Here is a 21,107-nt window from a genome sequence, read left to right as displayed (position 1 = left end):
CTATAAGTAGAATAGCTCTTTAAGAAATTTTATCATTTTTAAAGCAAGTTTCAAAGGATTTTTATCCAAAAGTATGACCAGAGAAAGTAAGAAACTTTGAGTCCTGGGTAAGTATGATCAAAATAAAATGGAAAACAACTATCCTGCAACTAGGTTTGTCAAAATCTTCCTACTATTTTCATTTACATTTTCAAATTTATAAGACAGTTTATGCCAAAATAACAATCTGTATTATAAAAGAAAGCCTCTTTTAGCGATAAAATTCGTTTGTGAAACCGATTACCTTGTGATATACTTTAACTATAAATGTAACAGTTTATGTTGCTAGAATAAAGAGGAAAATCTAATGGTTGTTAAAACAGTTGTTGAAGCTCAAGATATTTTCGACAAAGCTTGGGAAGGTTTCCAAGGTGAAGACTGGAAAGAAAAAGCAAGCGTTTCTCGCTTCGTTCAAGCTAACTACACACCTTATGACGGAGATGAAAGCTTCTTGGCAGGTCCTACTGAACGCTCACTCCACATCAAGAAAATCGTAGAAGAAACAAAAGCTCACTACGAAGAAACTCGTTTCCCAATGGACACTCGTCCAACATCTATTGCTGGTATCGACGCTGGTTACATTGACAAGGACAACGAACTGATTTACGGTATCCAAAATGACGAACTCTTCAAATTGAACTTCATGCCAAAAGGTGGTATCCGCATGGCTGAAACTACTTTGAAAGAAAATGGATACGAACCAGATCCTGCTGTTCATGAAATCTTTACTAAATACGTTACAACAGTAAATGACGGTATTTTCCGTGCTTACACTTCTAACATCCGCCGTGCTCGTCACGCCCACACTGTAACTGGTCTTCCAGATGCTTACTCACGTGGACGTATCATCGGTGTTTACGCACGTCTTGCTCTCTATGGAGCTGACTACCTCATGGCTGAAAAAGTTCGCGACTGGAACGGTTTGACTGATATTGATGAAGAAACAATCCGTCTGCGCGAAGAAATCAACTTGCAATACCAAGCACTCGGTGAAGTTGTAAAACTTGGTGACCTTTACGGAGTTGATGTTCGCCGTCCTGCCTTTGACGTTAAAGAAGCTATCCAATGGACTAACATCGCCTTCATGGCTGTCTGCCGTGTTATCAACGGTGCTGCTACTTCTCTTGGACGTGTGCCTATCGTTCTTGACATCTACGCAGAGCGTGACTTGGCTCGCGGTACTTACACTGAATCAGAAATCCAAGAATTTGTCGATGATTTCGTTATGAAACTTCGTACAGTGAAATTTGCTCGTACGAAAGCTTACGACCAACTTTACTCTGGTGACCCAACCTTCATTACTACTTCTATGGCAGGTATGGGTAACGACGGTCGTCACCGTGTTACTAAGATGGACTACCGTTTCTTGAACACACTTGACAACATCGGTAACTCTCCAGAGCCAAACTTGACAGTGCTTTGGACTGATAAATTACCATACGCATTCCGTCGCTACTGTATGCATATGAGCCACAAACACTCTTCTATCCAATACGAAGGTGTAACAACAATGGCTAAAGACGGATATGGTGAAATGAGCTGTATCTCATGCTGTGTGTCTCCACTTGACCCAGAAAACGAAGAACAACGCCACAACATCCAGTACTTCGGTGCTCGTGTAAACGTTTTGAAAGCTCTTCTTACTGGTTTGAACGGTGGTTACGACGATGTACATAAAGACTACAAAGTATTTGACATCGATCCTATCCGTGACGAAGTTCTTGAATTTGAATCAGTTAAAGCGAACTTCGAAAAATCACTTGACTGGTTGACTGACACTTACGTAGATGCTTTGAACATCATCCACTACATGACTGACAAGTACAACTACGAAGCTGTTCAAATGGCCTTCTTGCCAACTAAACAACGTGCTAACATGGGATTCGGTATCTGTGGATTTGCTAACACTGTTGATACATTGTCAGCTATCAAGTATGCAACTGTTAAACCACTCCGTGATGAAAATGGCTACATCTACGATTACGAAACAATCGGTGACTTCCCTCGTTGGGGTGAAGATGATCCACGTTCAAACGAATTGGCAGAATGGTTGATCGAAGCTTATACTACACGTCTACGTAGCCACAAACTTTACAAAGACGCTGAAGCAACTGTATCACTTTTGACAATCACATCTAACGTTGCATACTCTAAACAAACTGGTAACTCACCAGTCCACAAAGGTGTATACCTCAACGAAGATGGTTCAGTGAACTTGTCTAAACTTGAATTCTTCTCACCAGGTGCTAACCCATCTAACAAAGCTAAAGGTGGTTGGTTGCAAAACTTGAACTCACTTGCTAGCCTTGACTTTGGTTATGCGGCTGACGGTATCTCATTGACAACTCAAGTTTCTCCACGTGCTCTTGGTAAGACTCGTGATGAACAAGTGGATAACTTGGTAACAATCCTTGATGGTTACTTCGAAAACGGTGGACAACACGTTAACTTGAACGTTATGGACTTGCAAGATGTTTACGACAAGATCATGTCTGGTGAAGACGTTATCGTTCGTATCTCAGGTTACTGTGTGAACACTAAATACCTCACTCCAGAGCAAAAGACTGAATTGACACAACGTGTCTTCCACGAAGTCCTTTCAATGGATGATGCACTTAGCTAAACCTCTTTCCTAATTGTAAAACCAGCTGAAAATCAGCTGGTTTTATTTTGATTTATAGAGATAGCTTAGGGCATTTGTGTTATAATAGAGTTATTGTGAAACGAAAAAGGGGATGCAATGGCTGAGAAAATGTCTACAGATGAAAAAAATCTTAATCTGGCCGTCGATGTTATCATGCTAGCTGGGACTTTGCTACTACAAAGTGGTTCAGAGATTTATCGGGTCGAAGACACCATGATCAGGATCGCCCATTCGCAGGGCATCATGGACTGCAATGCCTTGGCCATGCCAGTTGCCATATTCTTTTCCATTGAAAATACCAATATTTCTCGAATGAAGCGAAATATCCATACGAACTATAATATCGAGAAAGTCTGTGATGTCAATCAAGTCTCTCGCCAACTGGTTAGTGGTGCCATCAATCTGGAAGAAGCGCTTGAACAACTAAAGGAACTTAAAATAAAAAAGCTTCCTTATAGCGAAAAAGAGCTGATTACAGCTGCTACGCTCAGTGCGCCCTTCTTTTCAATCATGTTCGGTGGAAATTTTTACGATGCTCTTGGGGCTGGTATAGCAACCCTATTTGGCTTTTCTTTCTCCCTTTATGTCGATAAATATATTCGGATTCCTTTCGTATCAGCCTTTGCTGGGGCTTTCGTCTTCGGATTATTGGCCCAGATTTGGGCTCGCTACTCAGGCTTCGATTCAACAGCAGACTTAATTATCGCAGGGGCCGTCATGCCCTTCGTCCCAGGAATCGCCCTGACCAACTCTGTGCGTGACATCATGACCAGCCATATCAATTCTGGGATGAGTAAACTCTTTGAATCGCTCCTCATTACCCTTGCTCTTGGTGCAGGTACCTCTGTCGCCCTTCTTATTATGAAATAAGCCTATGACAATCTTGACTTTCTTACTGCAAGCCCTTGCCAGCCTACTGGCAATCATCACTTTTCTAATCGTTCTAAATGTCCAGCGGAGTATGCTGATTCCTGGCGGAGTCTTAGGTATGGCTACTTGGCTACTCTATCTCCTACTCAAGGGACCGACCAATGTTATCATTGCAACTTTCGTGGCTGCTATCATTGGTTCCTGTGCCAGCCAAATCCTCAGCATCATCTACAGAACGCCAGCTGTCGTCTTTATTTTGGCTATTCTAGCGCCTCTAGTACCTGGTTATATTTCCTATCGGACAACTGCTTTTTTTGTGACGGGCGATTATAGTCAGGCCATGGTCCATGCTACCTTGGTCGTCATCCTAGCCTTGGTCATCTCTATCGGCATGGCTAGCGGGACGGTTGTCTTAAAGATTTACAGCTACCTTAAGAAACATCCTCTTCACTATAAAAAATGAGGCTGGGACAAAAGTCCCAGCCTCTCAATTGTCTTTGGATTGTCGAGCAAGACGCAGTGTTTGAGTGGGCTCTACTACGCTGATTCCATCAGCTTTTACAGCCCTACTCAACTGTGCGGAGGTGGGACGACGAAATCGAATTCTAACGAATTACCGATTTCTGTCCCACTCTCATTTTTCTTTACGCATTTTGGCTAAAATTTCCTTGGCTTTTGCCTGATTGAACTGCTTCTCTTTGAGAAGTTCTGCAACGACAGAAGCAATCTCATCTTCCTGAGCACCTGCCAATAAAGCTAGAGATTTAGCTTGGAGCTTCATGTGGCCAGCCTGAATTCCCGTAGTCACCAGCGCTCTTAAAGCCGCAAAATTTTGCGCTAAGCCGACAGAAGCAATAATCGAAGCTAATTCTTTGGCTGTCGGTTGCCCCAATAAATCAAAACTGGCGACAACCATTGGATTAAGACCAATGGAGCCTCCCTTAGCAGCAACCGGCATGGGTAGAGTCAACTGGCCATAGAGTTTTCTTTCCTCTAAATTGGCCTTCCAGTTACTCAATCCTTGATAACGGCCATCGCGAGCAGCATAGGCATGAGCCCCTGCTTCAATAGCGCGCCAGTCATTACCTGTCGCCAAAAGAACTGCATCAATTCCGTTGAAAATGCCTTTATTATGCGTGCTGGCCCGATAAGGATCCTGCTTTGCAAATTGACTGGCTAAAGCGATTCTTTGAGCAGTTCGTTCAGCTTCTGCCTTATCTCGACTGAGTGAATGGAAATCAATTTCGCAAGAGGCTGTTACAAGCGCCTCAGTCGCATAGTTAGACAGGATAGCCATCAAGCTCTGTCCACCTGTTAACTCCTCCAACCGTTCTTTTAGGGCTTCTAGCATCGTATTAAGGATATTGGCGCCCATAGCTTCCTGAGTGTCCACGACAAGGTAGACAACTAGAAAGTCCGTCTCTCCCTCCAGGAAATCCGTTCTCAAATCACGCGCCCCACCTCCTCGCTTGACGATGGAAGGATGGGCTTGATTTGCCAACTCCAACAAAGCTGACTTCTCATTTTGGATCTGCTCTAGAGCTTTAGCTACATCCGGCACATCATAGAGTGCGACCTGCCCAATCATCTGCCGATTATGAATCTTAGTCTTGAAACCACCGCTACGCTTGATGATTTTTGCTGCAAAACTAGCAGCAGCAACGACAGAGGGCTCCTCTGTTGCAAAAGGTACCTGATAGACCTGCTCATCTATGAGAAAGTCCGGTGCAATCGAATAAGGTAAAGCCAGAATAGAAAGCACATTTTCACTCATTTGATTGGCAATCTCCAGCGGCAGATGATGCTGATTAGCAAAATTTTGCCAATTCTCAGCCTGGAGTAGTTCATGGGCTTTCAGAAACTCTAGTCGCTCTGCAGGCGTTTTTTTAGAAAATCCAGTCCAATTTATTTTCATGATGGTTTCTCAACTTTGATATACTTACGCTGGTGTTGGTCTATTTGAACCAAGGCGTAAACTTGGTCATCGTAGTCAGAAAAAACAGCTGAGCCGTTTTCATCCAGCTGGGCTTCTGCAAAGAAAAGCTCTTCATAAGCAGCAACCGTCAGTTCTTGACGTTGATTTAATTTCTCCAAACGATTAGTCGTCAGCTGTTTCTCATAACCTTCTACCAGATTGGCACTAAAAATCTCAGCGACAGCACCACTACCATAACTAAAGAGAGCAATCTTGTCACCATCCTTAAGATTCTCAGAGTTTTCTAAGAGGGATAAGAGCCCCAAGAAGAGGGAGCCTGTATAGATATTCCCAACCTTTTGGCTATAGAGAATAGACTTGTCAAAGTTTTCTTGCAGGCCTTTTTGCTCCTCCTGAGACAAGCTTTTATCCATAATTTTATTCAGCCCCTTAAGCGCCAATTTGGGATAGGGAAGATGGAAACAAACCGCTGCAAAGTCAGCTAAAGCCAAGCCATGACGCTTTTGGTATTCGTTCCAAGTCGTCTTGAGGCAATCTAGGTACTGCTGGGTTGAGTAAACACCATTGACGTAAGGAGTCGTAGAGTAATTTGGGCGCCAGAAATCCATAATATCACGAGTCTGAGCCACATTATCTTCATTGAATTCAAGGATGCGTGGATTTTGACTGATCAACATAGCGACAGCGCCTGCACCTTGAGTCGGCTCGCCTGGCGTCTCTGCCCCGTATTTGGCAATGTCACTAGCGATGACCAAGACCTTGCTTTCTGGATATTGTCTGATATGCAGCTTGGCATAGTCTAGAGCAGCAGTTGCTCCATAGCAGGCCTCTTTAATTTCAAAGCTACGAGCAAAGGGCTGAATGCCTAAAAGACCATGAATAAAGACCGAAGTCGCCTTGCTTTGGTCGATGCTAGACTCTGTTGCGACAATAACCATATCAATGGCCTTCTTGTCCTCGACAGTCAAGATTTGCTCAGCCGCTGCTGCGCCCAAAGTGACAATATCCTCAGTTAAAGGAGCAATGCTGATCTCCTTCATCAATAATCCCTTGCTGAGCTTGTTGGGATCAATGCCCCGCTCCTCAGCCAGATGATCTAATTTTAAAACATAATTGCTGGTCGCAAAACCGATTTGATCGATTCCGATTTTCATCATAAAGACCTCATTCAATTCATTTGATAGCTAATAGTATTCAGACATTATTTTACCATAATTAAGGCTAAAACTCTTTTAAAAACCATTTTTTAAGCTCAAATCCGATTTGGGACGGAGAAAGCTCGTCATCAAAAAATGAGAGAAACTCAATTTTTCCAATTCAGTTTCCCTCATCAGTCTATTCCACATTTTGAACTAGCGAGTTTATGGATTTAAGGATAAGCTTCCCTCCATAAATTCCTTGCAATATCCCTTGTTTTCTTTGTAAACAGGCTGAAGCAAGCCCTACTTCCGCTTCCTTGCAATCAAGTGAATCGGTGTTCCTTCAAAGACAAAGGCCTTGCGAATTTGATTTTCCAAGAAACGCAGGTAAGAGAAGTGCATGAGCTCTTCTTCGTTGACAAAGATGACAAAGGTCGGCGGTTTGGTCGCAACCTGAGTCGCATAAAAAATCTTGAGACGTTTGCCCTTGTCAGTCGGTGTCGGATTAATGGCGATAGCATCCATGATGACATCATTAAGCACCGCTGATGGAATACGGGTATTCTGACTCTGACTGATTTGCTTAATCATAGCCGGCAGCTTATGGAGACGCTGCTTGGTCAAGGCAGAGACAAAGATAATCGGCGCATAAGACAAGTACTGGAACTGGTCGCGAATATCTTCTTCCCAGTCTTTCATGGTATGGTTGTCTTTTTCCAGCGTATCCCACTTATTTACGACGATGATCATTCCTTTTCCTGCTTCATGGGCGAAGCCAGCGATTCGCTTGTCGTACTCACGAATACCTTCTTCAGCATTCAGCACCATCAGAACGACATCTGAGCGATCGATTGCCCGCATAGCCCGCATAACAGAGTATTTCTCTGTATTTTCATAGACCTTGCCTGACTTGCGCATACCAGCCGTGTCGATCATGGTAAATTCCTGACCTTCACTGTCCGTAAAGACCGTATCAATCGCATCGCGTGTGGTACCAGCCACTGGACTGGCAATGACCCGATCCTCACCCAAGATGGCATTGATCAAGCTAGACTTGCCGACATTGGGACGGCCAATCAAGCTAAACTTAATCATATCAGGATTTTCAACCACTTCTTCATTTGGCAGATTTTCAACGATAGCGTCCAGAACATCCCCTGTACCAATCCCGTGGACAGAAGATACTGGGAATGGATCGCCCAAGCCCAGTGCATAGAAATCATAGATTTCATTGCGCATCTCGGGATTATCCACCTTATTAACCGCTAAAATAATCGGTTTGTGGGTCTTGTAGAGCATGCGAGCGACATACTCGTCCGCATCAGTAATGCCTTCCTTGCCAGACACGACAAAAACGATGACATCGGCCTCGTCCATAGCAATCTCAGCTTGATGCTTGATTTGCTCCATAAAAGGTGCATCAACATCGTCAATTCCGCCCGTATCAATGATACTGAACTTACGATTCAGCCAATCTGCCGTCGCATAGATTCGGTCTCGGGTAACCCCTTCCACGTCTTCGACAATGGAAATTCGCTCTCCCGCAATCCGATTAAAAAGCGTTGATTTGCCGACATTAGGACGGCCGACAATGGCAATAGTTGGTAAAGCCATGTTTTCCCTCTTTCATTCTTTAGGACAGAGCAGAGCTCCGCCTTAGTTTTCTAATTTCTTTTCTTTGAACAGCTGGTCAATCGCTTGATTCGGCTCCTGACCAAATTGGGCTGCCAAACGCTGGCTCCAAGTATCCTGTGCTCGCTCACCAGCATACTCAGCCTGCACACGGTCATAGGCCTCGATAACTGAGCTTCCCTGCTCACAGTATTCTTCCTCAAAGACCACCGCTTCATAGGGCAGGCGTGGCTTGACAGCATGGTTTTGATTTGGTTTTCCTAAAGCCATACCAAAAACTGGATAAGTATAGTCTGGCAGATTAAAGAGCTGGGCAATTTTTGAAGCTTCGTAGCGAACTAAACTAATAATAACGCCGCCATAACCTAGACTTTCAGCTGCCAAGAGGGTATTTTGCCCTGCCAAAGCAGCATCTACCGAGCTAATGAGGATATTTTCAGTTCCCTCCGGATAAAAATCTTCTGTATGTAGCGCAGCTCCCTTTTTAGCTCGATTGAGGTCTCCTACAAAGAGCAAAAAGGCTGATGCCTGAAGAATTGCTTTCTGCGGAACTAAGTCAAAAAGAGCCTCTTTTTTCTCCTGGCTGCGCACCACGATGATAGAGTAGGACTGGAAGTTTTTCCAACTGGAAGCAGCACGTCCAGCATCGATAATGGCACGTAATTCCTTATCCGAAATCTGCTCCTCCGTAAAACGGCGAACAGACGTATGAGCTTTCATCAGCTTAATTGTTTCATTCATCGGCGATTCTCTCCTTCTAGGTGTATTTCTTGAGCTAAAAACTTAATCCGCTCCATAACCCGCTTAGCCTGCCAAGTTTCATCGCCATTCTTAGAGTTGGCAAAGTGACGCTCCAAATCTGAAAAACTAAAGTTAGAAGTGAAGAAAGTCGGCAGATTTTCCTGCATACGGTGCTGGAGGATAACCTGCAAGATCTCATCCCGCATCCATGGACTAGACTGCTCAGCACCGATATCGTCCAAAATCAGCACTTGAGCTGTCTTGACCTGGTCAATTTTGTCCTTGACCAAGCCAGAACTGATCGCATTTTTAACATCCAAAACAAAGCTCGGATAGTGGAGAAGAGTCGTTGAGACACTACGCTTTTCTGACAAATCATGCGCCAGAGCAGCCATCATGTAGCTCTTACCCACGCCGAAATCTCCGTAGAGATAAACAGCCTTTTGATAATGCGGAAAGTCCGCAACAAAACTGGTCAAGAGCTCGAAAGCTTTGTAGCGACCGACATCGTCTAAATCCACTTTGGCCAAACTAGCTTCTTTTAGGCTAGCTGGCAGATTGATAAGGTTGAGACGGCTTCTAATCGCTTCCTGTCTCTCCTGCTCAATCAACTCAGGCGTTTCCTCATAGGCAACATCCGCATAGCCTTCATTTTTCACCAAAATCGGCTTATAACCCTTGGCAATGTAATTCTGATCTTCTAGCAGGAAGCGATCTCGTTCGGTAATGTATTGATTGAACTTAGAAATGCTCCGCTGAATTTCGGTTGGAGACAGTTGTTCTCGACTGATAAAGGCAGCGATATCTGGATCTGCTAAAATCTGCTGGACTAATTTTTGATAATCAAACTGCTTCACTTTATTCATATGAGGCATTGCCTGTCCTATTTTTTCCATTTAATCGCCTCCCTCTTCCAGTCTTGCTAAAAGTCTTCTTTTTTGTTCTTCTAGTTCCGCTTGTTTTTCTAAGCTAGTTTCATTTTTGTAATCCGGCTGACTCCAGTTCGGCACATTGCTTTTAGCAGAAGCTGGGCTGACTTGCGCAGGACGAGTATTCGTCTGCTGGTTGCGCTCGCGAATTTTCAGGACCGCCTCTTCAGCCGAGGTCACCTTTTGATAAGAAAAGTCATTGGCCACCTTGAAGGCATACTTTTCATTGAGGTTGGCTGAATCCACCTTATTAAAAGTCAGTAGCAGGATGATATTGATAACTTCATCCAAAAGTCCCATCTCTGCCAAATCCTGAATCAGCTTCCGTTCACTACGCGTAATGGCCGCTTGACGGGTTTTCTTGATTTCTGCCAAAAAGAGCAAGGGCTGCTTGCTTTTAGCCTCACGAATAATGGATTGCTCTTGCTGAGAAAAGTCTCCCGAAACTGGCTTTTGCTGAATCTTTTGCTGCATCCTTTTCGTCGAAATCACATGCGACACAGCTGTTTCACGCGCTAAGACATAGGTCTCATACCAAGTCCATTTCTTCTGCTCCGCAATGGCAAACAAGTCCAAGAGGTCTGCTTTTTCATCTGCAAAACGCAAGCCATCCTGAGCCATTCTCTGTTTAAAATGCGTCAAGTCAAAATCATTTTGGCGACTAGTTCTCGTCGGACTGACGTCATCCATGCCATAGATTTGGCTAAAAGAAGGACTGATCTTTTGTCCAGCTGGATTTTCCGGTCGTAGCTTATCTACTGCCGCCTGACCAATCTTTTTCTCCAAAAGACTACTGTACACATGATGAGCAAAGAAGTCCTCAGCAGACAAGGTTGGATAGAGTCGAATGAAAAATCCCGTCTCAGTCTGGAAAAGCTCTAGCAACCTAATAGCTGATAAGCGCTCCAAGCTTCTCTCCAACACTTCCATACCAAAATCAAGATGATTTAAAATATGGCTGAAAAGTCGCTGCTGAGCTCCATTATCCCAAAAAGAAACTAGATAAAGATAAAGTGCCACTGCATCCTTACCCACAATGGGTAGATAATAACGGGTCAGCCCGCTCATATCTTGACTGACCTGGTTATTAGACAAAAAAGAAAAATGATCATTTGGTTTCATAAGCCATTATTTTTCCTTTTTCTTCTTAGAACCCTTGGTAATCTGCTTCAAAAGGCTTTCCAGCTCGCCAACATCTTTGAAACTCCGATAAACACTGGCAAAACGGACATAGGTAATCTCATCCAGCTCGGCCAGCTCATCCATGACCAGAGAGCCAATATATTCGCTGGCAATTTCATTTTCACTCTGACTGCGGAGCTTTTGCTCAATTCGATTGACCAACTCTTCAATCTCGTCACTTGATACTGGACGCTTCTGAGCGGAACGGATGATGCCATTAAATATCTTATCCCGAGAAAACTGCTCACGCGTTCCATCTTTTTTGACAACGACTAGGGTTCTTTCTTCCACGCGCTCATAGGTTGTAAAACGGTGCTGGCATTCCTCGCATTCACGGCGGCGACGGATTGTATTTCCATCTTCTGCCTGCCGGCTGTCAACCACACTTGATTTGCTTCCGCCACATTTGGGACAACGCATGTCATTTCCTCCTAGAATCTTAATACTTCATTATACCATGTTTTGACCAATAACAAAAGACGAGAGATTTCTCGCCCATAAAAAAACTAAAGCTGACAAAGCAGCTTTAGCAAGGTAATCTTCTTTCAAAAATCCAGCAACTAAAAACTCAGCCCTTTTTGTCAAAATACTTTTTGGTCTCAGCAATAATAACAGGAGATAAGACCAAAAGAGCAATCAGATTTGGCAAGGCCATCAAGGCATTGACAATATCGGCAATAACCCAAACTGCTTCTAACTCGATAAAGCCTCCTAAGAGCACCATAGCGACAAAAATGATTCGGTACAAGCGAATATATTTGACACCAAACAGGAACTCAAAGCAACGCTCACCGTAATAGTTCCAGCCTAAAATTGTAGTAAAGGCAAAAAGAACCAGAAAAATAGTGAGAAGAACAGGACCGAAACTAGAGAATGCCGTAGAAAATGCCGCTTGTGTCAATCTAACACCGTTCAAATCACTATTCCAAACGCCAGTGACTAAGATTGTCAGACCAGTTAAGCTACAAATAATGAGGGTATCAATAAAGGTTCCCGTCATCGAAATCAAGCCTTGCTCGACAGGCTCCTTGGTCTTAGCTGCCGCCGCCGCAATAGGTGCTGATCCTAGGCCCGATTCATTTGAAAAGACGCCACGAGCTACCCCATTTTGAATGGCCATCCGCATGCTTGCACCAGCAAAGCCACCCACCGCTGCTGTTTGACTAAAAGCAGAAGTGAAGACCAGCTGCAAAGTTGCCCCAAGCCGATCAAAGTTAAGAAGCAAAATGGTTATGGTTCCCAATATATAAATAGCTGCCATAAAAGGCACAACCTTGGTCGACACTCGCGCAATGGACTGAATGCCGCTGAAAATAACCAAAGCCACCAAAATAGCCAAGATAGAGGCTGTCACAGCTGAAGGTAGCTGAATAGTATTATGCATGGCTTCTGTGATGGAGTTGACCTGCGTAAAGGTTCCAATACCTAAAAGAGCTACCAAGACACCCGCAACAGCAAAGAAGATGGCTAGCGGACGCCATTTTTCTCCCATTCCCAACAGAATATAGTGCATGGGGCCACCAGCAACTGCTCCGTGGGCATCCTTGGAACGATACTTAATCGCTAATAAACCTTCGGCATACTTGGTTGCCATTCCAAAGAAAGCAGCTAACCACATCCAAAACAAGGCACCCGGTCCACCAACTTTTATGGCCGTCGCAACACCTATAATATTCCCCGTTCCAACCGTGGCTGCCAATGCTGTACAAAGAGCAGCAAAGCTTGACACGTCTCCATGATGATCCTCTCCGGATACAAAAATTAAGCGAAAGGCTCGAGAAAGACGCGAAATCTGTAGCAACTTTAGACGAAAAGTCAGATAAATTCCCGTTCCAACTAATAAAATCAAAAGGGGAGGCCCCCAGACCAATGAATCAATTTGATTCAGCAACTTCAACATAAGTCTTATGCTCCTTCTCCACACCGAGAAAAAGAAAAGTACATGTTTACACATGTACTCTGGATGCCTGAGAATGACCGACTCCTGTCCTTCCCTTGCTCTGTCCTTTTACCTGAGAGTTTGAGCAGTTGCCTGCCTTGCCCCTTCGGTGCCAATCATGGTCTCTCCAGAGTTCCGTCCATTTCACAGTCATAAGGCGCAAACGCTTATTTCTGAAAAACTTCATTCGGTGTTTATTCTAAATTTTCTATTATTTTAAAATAATATTCGTTTTTTGTCAATGTTTTATGAAAAACTTTGAAGATGTAAACGTTTTTGATCTTGAATATACAAAAAGAAGCCCTGAGGCTTCTCTCTTAGCTTAACTCTGCCAAAATAGCCTTCAGTTGCTCCTTCGTGTGAACACCAGCTACTTGCTTAACGACTTGACCGTCTTTTTTGAACAGAAGTGTCGGAATGGACATAATGCCAAATTCGCGGGCAGTATTTGGATTTTCATCCACATCCATTTTGAGGATTTTCAGTTCGTCCTCATGAACTTCCCCTGCCAACTGCTCCAAGATAGGCGCCTGCATGCGGCATGGACCGCACCAAGTTGCCCAAAAATCAATCAGAACCAGTCCGTCTTTTGTCTCTTCAGCGAATGTTGCATCTGTAACTGCTGCTACCATAAATCTTCTCCTTTGAATAGCTTACTTTTGATAATATTGTACACCAAACACAGAGGAAAAGAAAATATTTGCTACGGAGTGTCCGATGCTTCCCTACTTAAAGATGACAATCGTCGCGCCGCTGCCGCCGGCATTTTGCGGGGCATAGCCGAAGGACTTGACCTGCTTGTTACGACGGAGATATTTAGTCACCCCTTCACGGATAACACCCGTTCCGATACCGTGGATAATATCCACCTGAGCCATGTTATTAAGGAGGGCCTGATCGATGAAGGCATCAAGCTCTTCCATGGCCTCTTCATAGCGCTTGCCACGCAGATCCAGTCTGGCTCTTGGACCATTGGTATTAGTTCGCTTGACCACATTGACCTGCTTGCGCTTAGGCTGCTGCTCCTTTTCAGCCTTGATAAGATTAAATTCCTGCTCTTCTAGAGTCATCTTAATCAGACCGACCTGAGCTTCCCAGCGGCCGTCCTTGAGCTGCTTGACCAAGGTTCCCCGCTGACCATAGCTGGTGACTAGGATATCATCACCCACCTTGGGCGCCCTATTTTTCTTGGCCTGCTGCAGCACCTTATTCTTTGATAAATCAACGGTTTCAGGTGCCAACTTTTTAAGCTGGGCCTTGGCTTCGATAATCTCATGCGGTTTGAGACTAGACTTATCATGGAGATTTTTGAGAATGCTCTCGCTCTCTGACAAAGCCATATCCACGATTTCCTGGGCTTCCAAGCGTGCCTTATTGAGCTCGGTTTCCTTTTCTCGGTTAAACTCATTATATAGCTTTTTGAGGGCTCGGTTAAATTTGAGATTTTCCTGCTCCACCTTGCGGATATTATCCAAGCGCTTGCGGCTTTCCAGCGTCTGCTCTTCTAGGCGCTCAATGATCCGATTGACATCACTGTCTGTGTTGGTCTGCTCTTGGGCATGGCCAACGATAACTTCTGCCAAGCCCAAACGTCGAGCGATTTCAAAGGCATTGGAGCGGCCAGGCACTCCCTGCATAAAGCGATAGGTCGGCCTTAAACTATCTGTATCAAACTCCATGCTGGCATTTTCCACCCAATCCGTCTCAATCCCATAGGCTTTGAGCTCAGGATAGTGGGTCGTCGCCATGGTTTTAATCTGTCTTAGCCGCAAATCTTCTAAGATAGCAATAGCCAGAGCTGCACCCTCCTGCGGGTCAGTCCCAGCTCCCAGCTCATCCAGCAGGACCAAACTCTCGCTATCAACCTGCTCTAAAATAGAGACGATATTGGTCATGTGACTGGAGAAAGTCGACAGGCTCTGCTCAATGGACTGCTCATCACCAATGTCTGCAAAAATCTGACTGAAAATCCCGACGCGGCTCCCCTTGTCCGCAAGAATCGGCAGACCTAACTGGGCCATGATCTGAGCCAAGCCCAAGGTCTTCAGCATGATGGTCTTACCACCCGTATTAGGACCGGTAATAACAATCTCTGTCAAGTCTGGTCCGAAATGCAGGTCATTAGCCACTGCATTTTCAATCAAGGGATGGCGGACACTAAGCAGTTGAATATCCTGCTCCTCCGACAGGTCTGGCACCACCGCTCCTGTCTCCTGCATGAAGCGGACCTTGGCACGCACCAGGTCCAGATGTCCGATAATCCAAGCATTGTTGGCAATTTCAGTTGCATGGGGACGTATCATATCCGACATGGCCTGCAAAATCCGCTGAATTTCATAGCGCTCGTCCGCCCGACTGCTAGCAATCTCTTCATTGAGATTGACCACCGCCCGCGGCTCAATGTAAACCGTACTACCGCTGGCTGAAATATCGTGAACGACGCCTGCAATACGGTTACGGTAGGTATTTTTTACAGGCAGTACATTGCGACCATTCCGACTGGCCACCACTTGGTCTGCCAGCATATCTCCTTTGGTTTTGAGAATCTCTTGCAGGATATCTCGAACCTGAACTTCATTTTCTTGAATTTTCCGGCGAATACGACTCAACTCTTCACTAGCAAAACTTTCGAGAAAGCCCCCATCATTGATAGCTTGCAGGCTTCCCTGAATACTAGGAAACTCTACTAGATTGTTAAAAAGGCGATCCAAACGCTCTAATTGGACATTTTCCAAGTCCTCGTAGAAGGACACCAGCTCGTGCGTCACAGCCAAGACCCGCTTGAGGGCTAAAAACTCCTCAATATTCAGGTCACTATCCAGCTCTAGGCGCTTGGTCAAGCCCCTAATATCCTGAATCGCTCCCAAACTAAAGTGCGGATGTTGCACAAAAATCTGCCGCATATCGGACATTTCCAAAAAAGCAGCAGCAATTGATTCTTTTTTACTGCTTGGCTGGAGCTGCTTTAACTCCAACCCTCCCAGCTCAGTCAGTAGATAGGGAGAAAAAAGCTCCTTAATTTTCTCAAATTCCAAAGTTTCTAAAATTTTATGATTCATCATGTTCATTCTATTTCTATATGATTTAAACTGAAAAAGAAACTCAGCTACAGGGCAACTGAGTCTTAATTATCCGATAATTTTTGTGACCCAAAGGTCATGTAAAATGGATGAAGTTACAGGCGTGTGATTGATAATAAACCGAATCAGCAAACTCGAATTTAAGCGGTCTTGTATAAAGGACATGGGCACAGTAGCTAAAATAGTTAGTCCCATCTCGATGACAAAGAGTGAGATGAAGATCGCAATAGCCCCACTAACCATATTAAAAACTTTGGTATCCCACTTATTCGGATAGGGAATTAAATTTACGAAAATCCCAAAAAAGCGGCCTATTATATAAACAAGACTGAAAACAAGTAGGTAAGCCAGCCCCGCATAAAAAACCTTATCCAAATGGAAAAGTTGGGAATTTGCAAAGAAATAAGTCGAACTGCCTTTAACAGCGCTAGCATAGGGCACCCACAAGCTGATAGACTTAGCCAAGCCCTGATATAGAGCTCCAGCCACCAGCATGGATACAATCGTCATAGCAGCATAATATCCCTGCAGAACAATCCCACGCGAGTAGCCAATATAAAAGCTCCAAGCTAATATTAGTAAAATAATAATCGCAAACACTATCTTTCCCCTGTATTAGCTGACTTTTCTCTTAATTCGCTAAGCATTTTGTGACGAAGACTTTCCAATTCTTTTTCCTTATCATCAAACTCAATCTCGCGACTGAGCTGGGTAGATAAACTATTAATCGCCAACAAAATGGCCAAGACTTCATCATCTGCCGCAGGCATCTGCTCTTTGATGGCCTTATATTTTTCCTTAGCAACCCGCTCCACTTCTTCCATGAAAAGATTATCGTGTTCTGTTGTTAAAGTTAAGGTTTTGCTTCCAAATGTAAACTTATATCTATTCAAATTTGCCATAAAATCACCTCATGATATTATACCAAAAATCGCTACATTTGTCAGGTAGAAATCTGCTATCTATCCTTGGATAAATTATAACGCTTTCGTATAATAATATCGCTCACCTGTATAAGGATATTCTTTTAATCTAAATACTTCCTCATAGCCATGCTTTTTATAAAAATCTGGCGCTTGGAAATGGAAGGTATCCACAAATGAATACTTACACTTCCTGTCACGAGCTTCCTCTTCCGCCCTTTGCAAAATATCCGAGCCAAGCCCTTGCCCTCGTAACGCCTCACTCACATATAAATACTCAATTTCAAGCCAGTAGCCAAACGTTTCGGCTACTAGGCCGCCCATTAAATTTCCATCCTCATCTTCGACAAAGATATTGAGTGGCTCACTTGTTGAAGCTTCCCGTTTAGAGCGATTATAAGCTCGGATTAAATTTCCAAGTTCTTGGACACGTTCAGATTCTTTATTTTCCAATCTCAATTTCATTAGGCTCTCCTTCTTACTTATCAGACAAATCTTAAACCTATTCTACCATTTTAGCGAGATAAGTAGAATTTATTCATTCCAAAAGCAAAAATTTGAAAGATAGATACCTTAAAATGTATTAGAAAAGACAAGGCAGCAAACCTTGTCTTTATACTGCATCTCATTGATCACTTATTCATACCTCACTATCTGATCTTGCTAAATAGACAATCAACAAAGAATGCTCTTCTGCAAATTCTTCAGACAGTAATGGAGTTTTTAACTAAATCTCTCCCATCATTACATTTCCCTCTTAGGAACCAGCACTTTCGTAGGCATCCAAGCCCCTATCCCATAATTTAAGGGAAATGACAAAGAAAACAAGGGAAATCAAAATCAAACCACCAATATTAAAGAGTCCATCTTTGTCCTGCAAGAAATAACTAGCTGGATAGTAGGCCGTAAAGGCGAAAGGCACGATGAAACTAATCAACCAACGAAGAATCGAATTGTAAATGGAAATAGGATACTTGGCAAAGTCATTGAACATATAAAAAATGTAAATCATGGCGCCTGACTGCTTGGTCCAAAAAGCGATACTGGCTGTCGCAATTTTCAAGGAAGTATAAATCAAGGTCGCAAAAGGAATACAGACTAGGAAAAGCAAGAATTTGGGAAGAGTCCAAGCAATGCTAGTCACTGTTGTTCCCAGTAGGATACCACCGACCAAGAGTTCGCCCAAGGCATCAATCTGGAAGGTCTCAACTAGGATGTGAAAGAGAGGATTAATAGGACGCGTTAGATACTTGTCAAACTCCCCTTTTCGCACCAAGCGTTGCCCCAGAGCCCAGAGATTGTCAAAAAAGAGATGGTCCAGTCCCTTGGGAATCAAGGAAAAGCCATAGATAAAAGCAATTTCTTGAAAGGTCCATCCTTCTAGGGATGGAATATGTTGAAAGATGACATTGAGAAACAAGAGATTTAACCCTTGGGTCAGAAATACTCCCAGCACACCAACCACAAAATCAACCTTGTATTCCATGATTTGCTTGATGTATTGTCTGATAAAAATCAGATGCATACGCTGATATTTTTTCATACTAACCTCCTTGAATAGTGATGAATGACTGGGCTCGTTTCCAAATCAACTGAGACAAGCCCACCATCACTAAGAGCCAGAAAAACTGCAAAACGAGTGCTTGAAGAATCTGACTGGCATCGTATTTCCCAACAATGATCATAACTGGAGTATAAATCAAGGATGAAAAAGGCAAAAAGGACAGAATATCTGAAACGATTTTAGGAAAGAAGGTCAAGGGAATCAAACTCCCAGACATAAAGTCAATCAGAGAATTCTTAAGCAGATTAGAGCCCCATAAATTTTTAAACACAAAGGCTGAAAATCCAAAGCAGATATTAAAGAAAAAGTTGATCAGGTAGGCTAGGATTAAGCTAAAGAGATAAAGGATGGTTAATCCCAGCACTTCTACAACCCCTTGCCTAGATAAAATTTTCATCAATACGATGACACTTAAAAATGGCAGTCCAACAGAGATAAAAATCAACCACTTGGATCCAAGTTCCGTAAAGAGGTAAGAAGCTGCAAAATGCACTGGTCTCAACAAACGCATGATAATGGAACCATCCTTGACCTCCTCACCAATCATAAAGGAAGAATCCGACCTAGTCAGAAGATTGGTCACAAAACTCATGATGATGTAGAGGGTGATATCTGCCATACTGAAACCCTGAATCAAAGACTCTTGCGAGGAATCAAAGACAGCCTTCCAGAGATAAAATTCCACAAAAGCACCCATGACATCGCCAATCCGATAAAGAAGAAAGTTGACTCGATAGGTAATCAACTCCTGAATCCCTGCATTGATAAAGGGTTTATAACGTCGCCACAATTTGACCATCTTAGAGCTCCTTTCGGTAGAAGCGACGAATAATATCCTCAATATCCGTATCCACCATCTTCAAATCGCGAATCTCAAAATCAGACAAGGTTTGCTTGATAATATCAGCTGACTGATAGCGGGAACTATCGTATTGAATGTTGAGGCTATTTCCTTGTCTATCAATGGTCATATCAGGCAAGCCTTCAAAATGAGAGTCTAGATGACTTTGACCTGGTACCAGTTCAAAAGAAAGAGTCTTCATCTTGCCAAAGGTTTCCTTGAGCTGGCTAACCGTTCCGTCAAAAATCTCCTGCCCCTTGTCAATCATAAAAATCCGATCACAAAGTTGCTCAATATCACTCAGGTCATGAGTAGTCAAGAGAATGGTTGTTTCTTCCTCTTGATTGATCTGAGTAATAGCCCGACGAATGTTATCCTTGACCGACACATCCAAACCAATGGTCGGCTCATCTAAAAAGAGAACTTTAGGATTGTGGAGCAAGGAAGCCGCAATGTCCGCACGCATCCGTTGCCCAAGTTAAAGAGTTCGCACGGGGTCCTTGATAAAATCCTTCAAATCCAAGACTTCATTTAAAAAATCCATTCTCTTGTGGAAGAGCGAATCTGGCACATCGTAAATCTCTTTCAAGACTGTATAGGTCTCTTGCAGAGCCAAATCCCACCATAACTGGGTGCGTTGCCCAAAGACCACTCCAATATCTTTGACATAGTCTTGGCGATTATCCTGCGGAATCTTGCCATTAATCCGACAAAATCCTGATGTCGGTTTCAAAATCCCTGTCAGCATTTTGATGGTTGTTGACTTTCCTGCACCATTGGCCCCGATAAATCCTAAAATCTGCCCTTTTGGAACCTCAAAAGTCAAATCCTTGACCGCTTCAAAAGTCTGCTTTTCAGGATGAATAAAGGAGCGCAAAGCCCCCTTCAACCCCGGTTCCTTGACTGTCTTCACAAAATTTTTCTGAAGATGTTCCACCTCTATCATTGCCATTTGCTTCTCTCCTTAGAAAGACTTGGATAAGTCATTTACTATTACAAACAAGAATCCTTACTAGTATCTAAACAGCCAGAAAAAATTTGTAGATAAAGTAAAAGAATGATTATAAAATAAATAATCTCAAACAAATCAAAAATAAAAATTTGTAAAAAAAGACAAGATTCGAAAACCTTGTCTTTAATACTATACCGGCGGCCGGGGTCGAACCGGCACGTCCTTGCGGACACTGGATTTTGAGTCCAGCGCGTCTGCCAATTCCGCCACGCCGGCAAAGTAACTGGGGTAGCTGGATTCGAACCAACGCATGAGGGAGTCAAAGTCCCTTGCCTTACCGCTTGGCGATACCCCAATAATCAAAAGAAATAGGCGAGTGATGGGGATCGAACCCACGCATGCCAGAGCCACAATCTGGTGTGTTAACCACTTCACCACACCCGCCATATTCCAAAACACGGGCAGTAGGAATTGAACCCACACTGAAGGTTTTGGAGACCTTAGTTCTACCTTTAAACTATGCCCGTTAAGCATGGAAGGGGAGGGATTCGAACCCCCGAACCCGAAGGAGCGGATTTACAGTCCGCCGCGTTTAGCCTCTTCGCTACCCTTCCGAAATTCTAAAGATATGGCGCGAGACGGAATCGAACCGCCGACACATGGAGCTTCAATCCATTGCTCTACCAACTGAGCTAC

18 protein-coding genes, 6 tRNA genes, 1 pseudogene and 1 riboswitch are annotated in these 21,107 nt (G+C 43.6%); of the genes and pseudogenes, 3 read left to right on the top strand and 22 right to left on the bottom strand.

Annotation, left to right across the window (positions count from 1 at the left end; genetic code table 11):
• Nucleotides 1-346: 346 nt before the first annotated feature.
• The 3 genes from pflB to FXF62_RS04755 all read left to right on the top strand — a co-directional run bounded on the left by pflB (nucleotide 347) and on the right by FXF62_RS04755 (nucleotide 4,016).
• A complete protein-coding gene (pflB, locus tag FXF62_RS04765) occupies nucleotides 347-2,662 on the top strand; it encodes a formate C-acetyltransferase (RefSeq protein WP_062004071.1) in 2,316 nt (771 codons plus the stop codon).
• Nucleotides 2,663-2,779: 117 nt separating this feature from the next.
• Nucleotides 2,780-3,553, top strand: a complete 774-nt coding sequence (locus FXF62_RS04760) for a threonine/serine exporter family protein (protein ID WP_149517854.1) — start codon at nucleotides 2,780-2,782, stop codon at nucleotides 3,551-3,553.
• A 4-nt stretch (nucleotides 3,554-3,557) separates the two neighbouring features.
• Nucleotides 3,558-4,016 carry a threonine/serine exporter family protein gene (locus FXF62_RS04755; protein ID WP_125373811.1) on the top strand — a complete coding sequence of 153 codons (459 nt, stop codon included), beginning with the start codon at nucleotides 3,558-3,560 and terminating at the stop codon, nucleotides 4,014-4,016.
• Nucleotides 4,017-4,187: 171 nt separating this feature from the next.
• Here FXF62_RS04755 and FXF62_RS04745 read toward each other — a convergent pair whose 3' ends face one another.
• The 22 genes and pseudogenes from FXF62_RS04745 to FXF62_RS04640 form a co-directional block, all read right to left on the bottom strand.
• On the bottom strand, nucleotides 4,188-5,468 hold the full coding sequence (locus tag FXF62_RS04745; RefSeq protein ID WP_149517853.1) for a hydroxymethylglutaryl-CoA reductase, degradative: 1,281 nt from the start codon (nucleotides 5,466-5,468) through the stop codon (nucleotides 4,188-4,190).
• Nucleotides 5,465-6,643 (bottom strand): hydroxymethylglutaryl-CoA synthase, encoded by a 1,179-nt coding sequence (locus FXF62_RS04740; RefSeq protein ID WP_149517949.1) that lies wholly within the window; start codon nucleotides 6,641-6,643, stop codon nucleotides 5,465-5,467. Before FXF62_RS04740 ends, FXF62_RS04745 begins: the two co-directional genes overlap by 4 nt.
• A 288-nt stretch (nucleotides 6,644-6,931) precedes the next feature.
• On the bottom strand, nucleotides 6,932-8,242 hold the full coding sequence (gene der / locus FXF62_RS04735; RefSeq protein ID WP_149517852.1) for a ribosome biogenesis GTPase Der: 1,311 nt from the start codon (nucleotides 8,240-8,242) through the stop codon (nucleotides 6,932-6,934).
• A gap of 42 nt (nucleotides 8,243-8,284) precedes the next feature.
• A complete protein-coding gene (locus FXF62_RS04730; RefSeq protein WP_149517851.1) occupies nucleotides 8,285-9,001 on the bottom strand; it encodes a nitroreductase family protein in 717 nt (238 codons plus the stop codon).
• Nucleotides 8,998-9,897, bottom strand: a complete 900-nt coding sequence (gene dnaI, locus FXF62_RS04725) for a primosomal protein DnaI (RefSeq protein ID WP_149517850.1) — start codon at nucleotides 9,895-9,897, stop codon at nucleotides 8,998-9,000. Before dnaI ends, FXF62_RS04730 begins: the two co-directional genes overlap by 4 nt.
• Nucleotides 9,898-11,052, bottom strand: a complete 1,155-nt coding sequence (locus tag FXF62_RS04720; RefSeq protein ID WP_149517849.1) for a replication initiation and membrane attachment family protein — start codon at nucleotides 11,050-11,052, stop codon at nucleotides 9,898-9,900.
• Nucleotides 11,053-11,058: 6 nt separating this feature from the next.
• Nucleotides 11,059-11,532, bottom strand: coding sequence for a transcriptional regulator NrdR (nrdR, locus tag FXF62_RS04715; RefSeq protein ID WP_005591110.1), 474 nt, complete (start codon nucleotides 11,530-11,532; stop codon nucleotides 11,059-11,061).
• A gap of 148 nt (nucleotides 11,533-11,680) precedes the next feature.
• The gene (locus FXF62_RS04710) at nucleotides 11,681-13,012 is read right to left on the bottom strand and encodes an alanine/glycine:cation symporter family protein (protein ID WP_149517848.1); all 1,332 of its coding nucleotides are present in this window, start codon (nucleotides 13,010-13,012) and stop codon (nucleotides 11,681-11,683) included.
• A 90-nt stretch (nucleotides 13,013-13,102) separates the two neighbouring features.
• Nucleotides 13,103-13,192: riboswitch (glycine riboswitch) on the bottom strand.
• Nucleotides 13,193-13,368: 176 nt separating this feature from the next.
• A complete protein-coding gene (gene trxA, locus FXF62_RS04705) occupies nucleotides 13,369-13,683 on the bottom strand; it encodes a thioredoxin (RefSeq protein ID WP_045498501.1) in 315 nt (104 codons plus the stop codon).
• A gap of 93 nt (nucleotides 13,684-13,776) precedes the next feature.
• A complete protein-coding gene (locus FXF62_RS04700; RefSeq protein WP_149517948.1) occupies nucleotides 13,777-16,110 on the bottom strand; it encodes an endonuclease MutS2 in 2,334 nt (777 codons plus the stop codon).
• 69 nt (nucleotides 16,111-16,179) lie between these two features.
• Nucleotides 16,180-16,731, bottom strand: coding sequence for a CvpA family protein (locus tag FXF62_RS04695; protein WP_149517847.1), 552 nt, complete (start codon nucleotides 16,729-16,731; stop codon nucleotides 16,180-16,182).
• Nucleotides 16,731-17,033, bottom strand: coding sequence for a hypothetical protein (locus FXF62_RS04690; protein ID WP_005591116.1), 303 nt, complete (start codon nucleotides 17,031-17,033; stop codon nucleotides 16,731-16,733). The genes FXF62_RS04695 and FXF62_RS04690 overlap by 1 nt, the downstream gene beginning before the upstream one ends.
• 75 nt (nucleotides 17,034-17,108) lie before the next feature.
• Nucleotides 17,109-17,519 (bottom strand): GNAT family N-acetyltransferase, encoded by a 411-nt coding sequence (locus tag FXF62_RS04685; protein ID WP_149517846.1) that lies wholly within the window; start codon nucleotides 17,517-17,519, stop codon nucleotides 17,109-17,111.
• Nucleotides 17,520-17,811: 292 nt separating this feature from the next.
• Nucleotides 17,812-18,597, bottom strand: coding sequence for an ABC transporter permease (locus FXF62_RS04680; protein WP_149517845.1), 786 nt, complete (start codon nucleotides 18,595-18,597; stop codon nucleotides 17,812-17,814).
• A 1-nt stretch (nucleotide 18,598) separates the two neighbouring features.
• Complete coding sequence (locus FXF62_RS04675) at nucleotides 18,599-19,417, bottom strand: ABC transporter permease (protein ID WP_149517844.1); 819 nt, start codon at nucleotides 19,415-19,417, stop codon at nucleotides 18,599-18,601.
• Nucleotide 19,418: 1 nt separating this feature from the next.
• Nucleotides 19,419-20,411 (bottom strand): annotated as a pseudogene (locus FXF62_RS04670) (ABC transporter ATP-binding protein).
• A gap of 192 nt (nucleotides 20,412-20,603) precedes the next feature.
• Nucleotides 20,604-20,687: transfer RNA gene (locus FXF62_RS04665), tRNA-Leu, on the bottom strand.
• A gap of 7 nt (nucleotides 20,688-20,694) precedes the next feature.
• A tRNA-Gln gene (locus FXF62_RS04660) sits at nucleotides 20,695-20,766 on the bottom strand.
• A 16-nt stretch (nucleotides 20,767-20,782) separates the two neighbouring features.
• Nucleotides 20,783-20,855 (bottom strand) — tRNA-His (locus FXF62_RS04655).
• Between the two features lie 12 nt (nucleotides 20,856-20,867).
• A tRNA-Trp gene (locus FXF62_RS04650) sits at nucleotides 20,868-20,938 on the bottom strand.
• A 6-nt stretch (nucleotides 20,939-20,944) separates the two neighbouring features.
• Nucleotides 20,945-21,025: transfer RNA gene (locus FXF62_RS04645), tRNA-Tyr, on the bottom strand.
• A gap of 15 nt (nucleotides 21,026-21,040) precedes the next feature.
• Nucleotides 21,041-21,107, bottom strand: a tRNA-Phe gene (locus FXF62_RS04640).

This window comes from Streptococcus cristatus (genome assembly GCF_008369405.1).
Lineage (GTDB): Bacteria > Bacillota > Bacilli > Lactobacillales > Streptococcaceae > Streptococcus > Streptococcus cristatus_G.
The sequence above is the reverse complement of the archived record's forward strand: the minus strand, read 5'-3'. Positions and strand labels throughout refer to the sequence as shown.

Coding starts and splice junctions, on each gene's coding strand:
- pflB (WP_062004071.1), top strand. CDS start 347: ATGGTTGTTAAAACAGTTGTTGAAGCTCAAGATATTTTCGACAAAGCT.
- FXF62_RS04760 (WP_149517854.1), top strand. CDS start 2,780: ATGGCTGAGAAAATGTCTACAGATGAAAAAAATCTTAATCTGGCCGTC.
- FXF62_RS04755 (WP_125373811.1), top strand. CDS start 3,558: ATGACAATCTTGACTTTCTTACTGCAAGCCCTTGCCAGCCTACTGGCA.
- FXF62_RS04745 (WP_149517853.1), bottom strand. CDS start 5,468: ATGAAAATAAATTGGACTGGATTTTCTAAAAAAACGCCTGCAGAGCGA.
- FXF62_RS04740 (WP_149517949.1), bottom strand. CDS start 6,643: ATGAAAATCGGAATCGATCAAATCGGTTTTGCGACCAGCAATTATGTT.
- der (WP_149517852.1), bottom strand. CDS start 8,242: ATGGCTTTACCAACTATTGCCATTGTCGGCCGTCCTAATGTCGGCAAA.
- FXF62_RS04730 (WP_149517851.1), bottom strand. CDS start 9,001: ATGAATGAAACAATTAAGCTGATGAAAGCTCATACGTCTGTTCGCCGT.
- dnaI (WP_149517850.1), bottom strand. CDS start 9,897: ATGGAAAAAATAGGACAGGCAATGCCTCATATGAATAAAGTGAAGCAG.
- FXF62_RS04720 (WP_149517849.1), bottom strand. CDS start 11,052: ATGAAACCAAATGATCATTTTTCTTTTTTGTCTAATAACCAGGTCAGT.
- nrdR (WP_005591110.1), bottom strand. CDS start 11,532: ATGCGTTGTCCCAAATGTGGCGGAAGCAAATCAAGTGTGGTTGACAGC.
- FXF62_RS04710 (WP_149517848.1), bottom strand. CDS start 13,012: ATGTTGAAGTTGCTGAATCAAATTGATTCATTGGTCTGGGGGCCTCCC.
- trxA (WP_045498501.1), bottom strand. CDS start 13,683: ATGGTAGCAGCAGTTACAGATGCAACATTCGCTGAAGAGACAAAAGAC.
- FXF62_RS04700 (WP_149517948.1), bottom strand. CDS start 16,110: ATGAATCATAAAATTTTAGAAACTTTGGAATTTGAGAAAATTAAGGAG.
- FXF62_RS04690 (WP_005591116.1), bottom strand. CDS start 17,033: ATGGCAAATTTGAATAGATATAAGTTTACATTTGGAAGCAAAACCTTA.
- FXF62_RS04685 (WP_149517846.1), bottom strand. CDS start 17,519: ATGAAATTGAGATTGGAAAATAAAGAATCTGAACGTGTCCAAGAACTT.
- FXF62_RS04680 (WP_149517845.1), bottom strand. CDS start 18,597: ATGAAAAAATATCAGCGTATGCATCTGATTTTTATCAGACAATACATC.
- FXF62_RS04675 (WP_149517844.1), bottom strand. CDS start 19,417: ATGGTCAAATTGTGGCGACGTTATAAACCCTTTATCAATGCAGGGATT.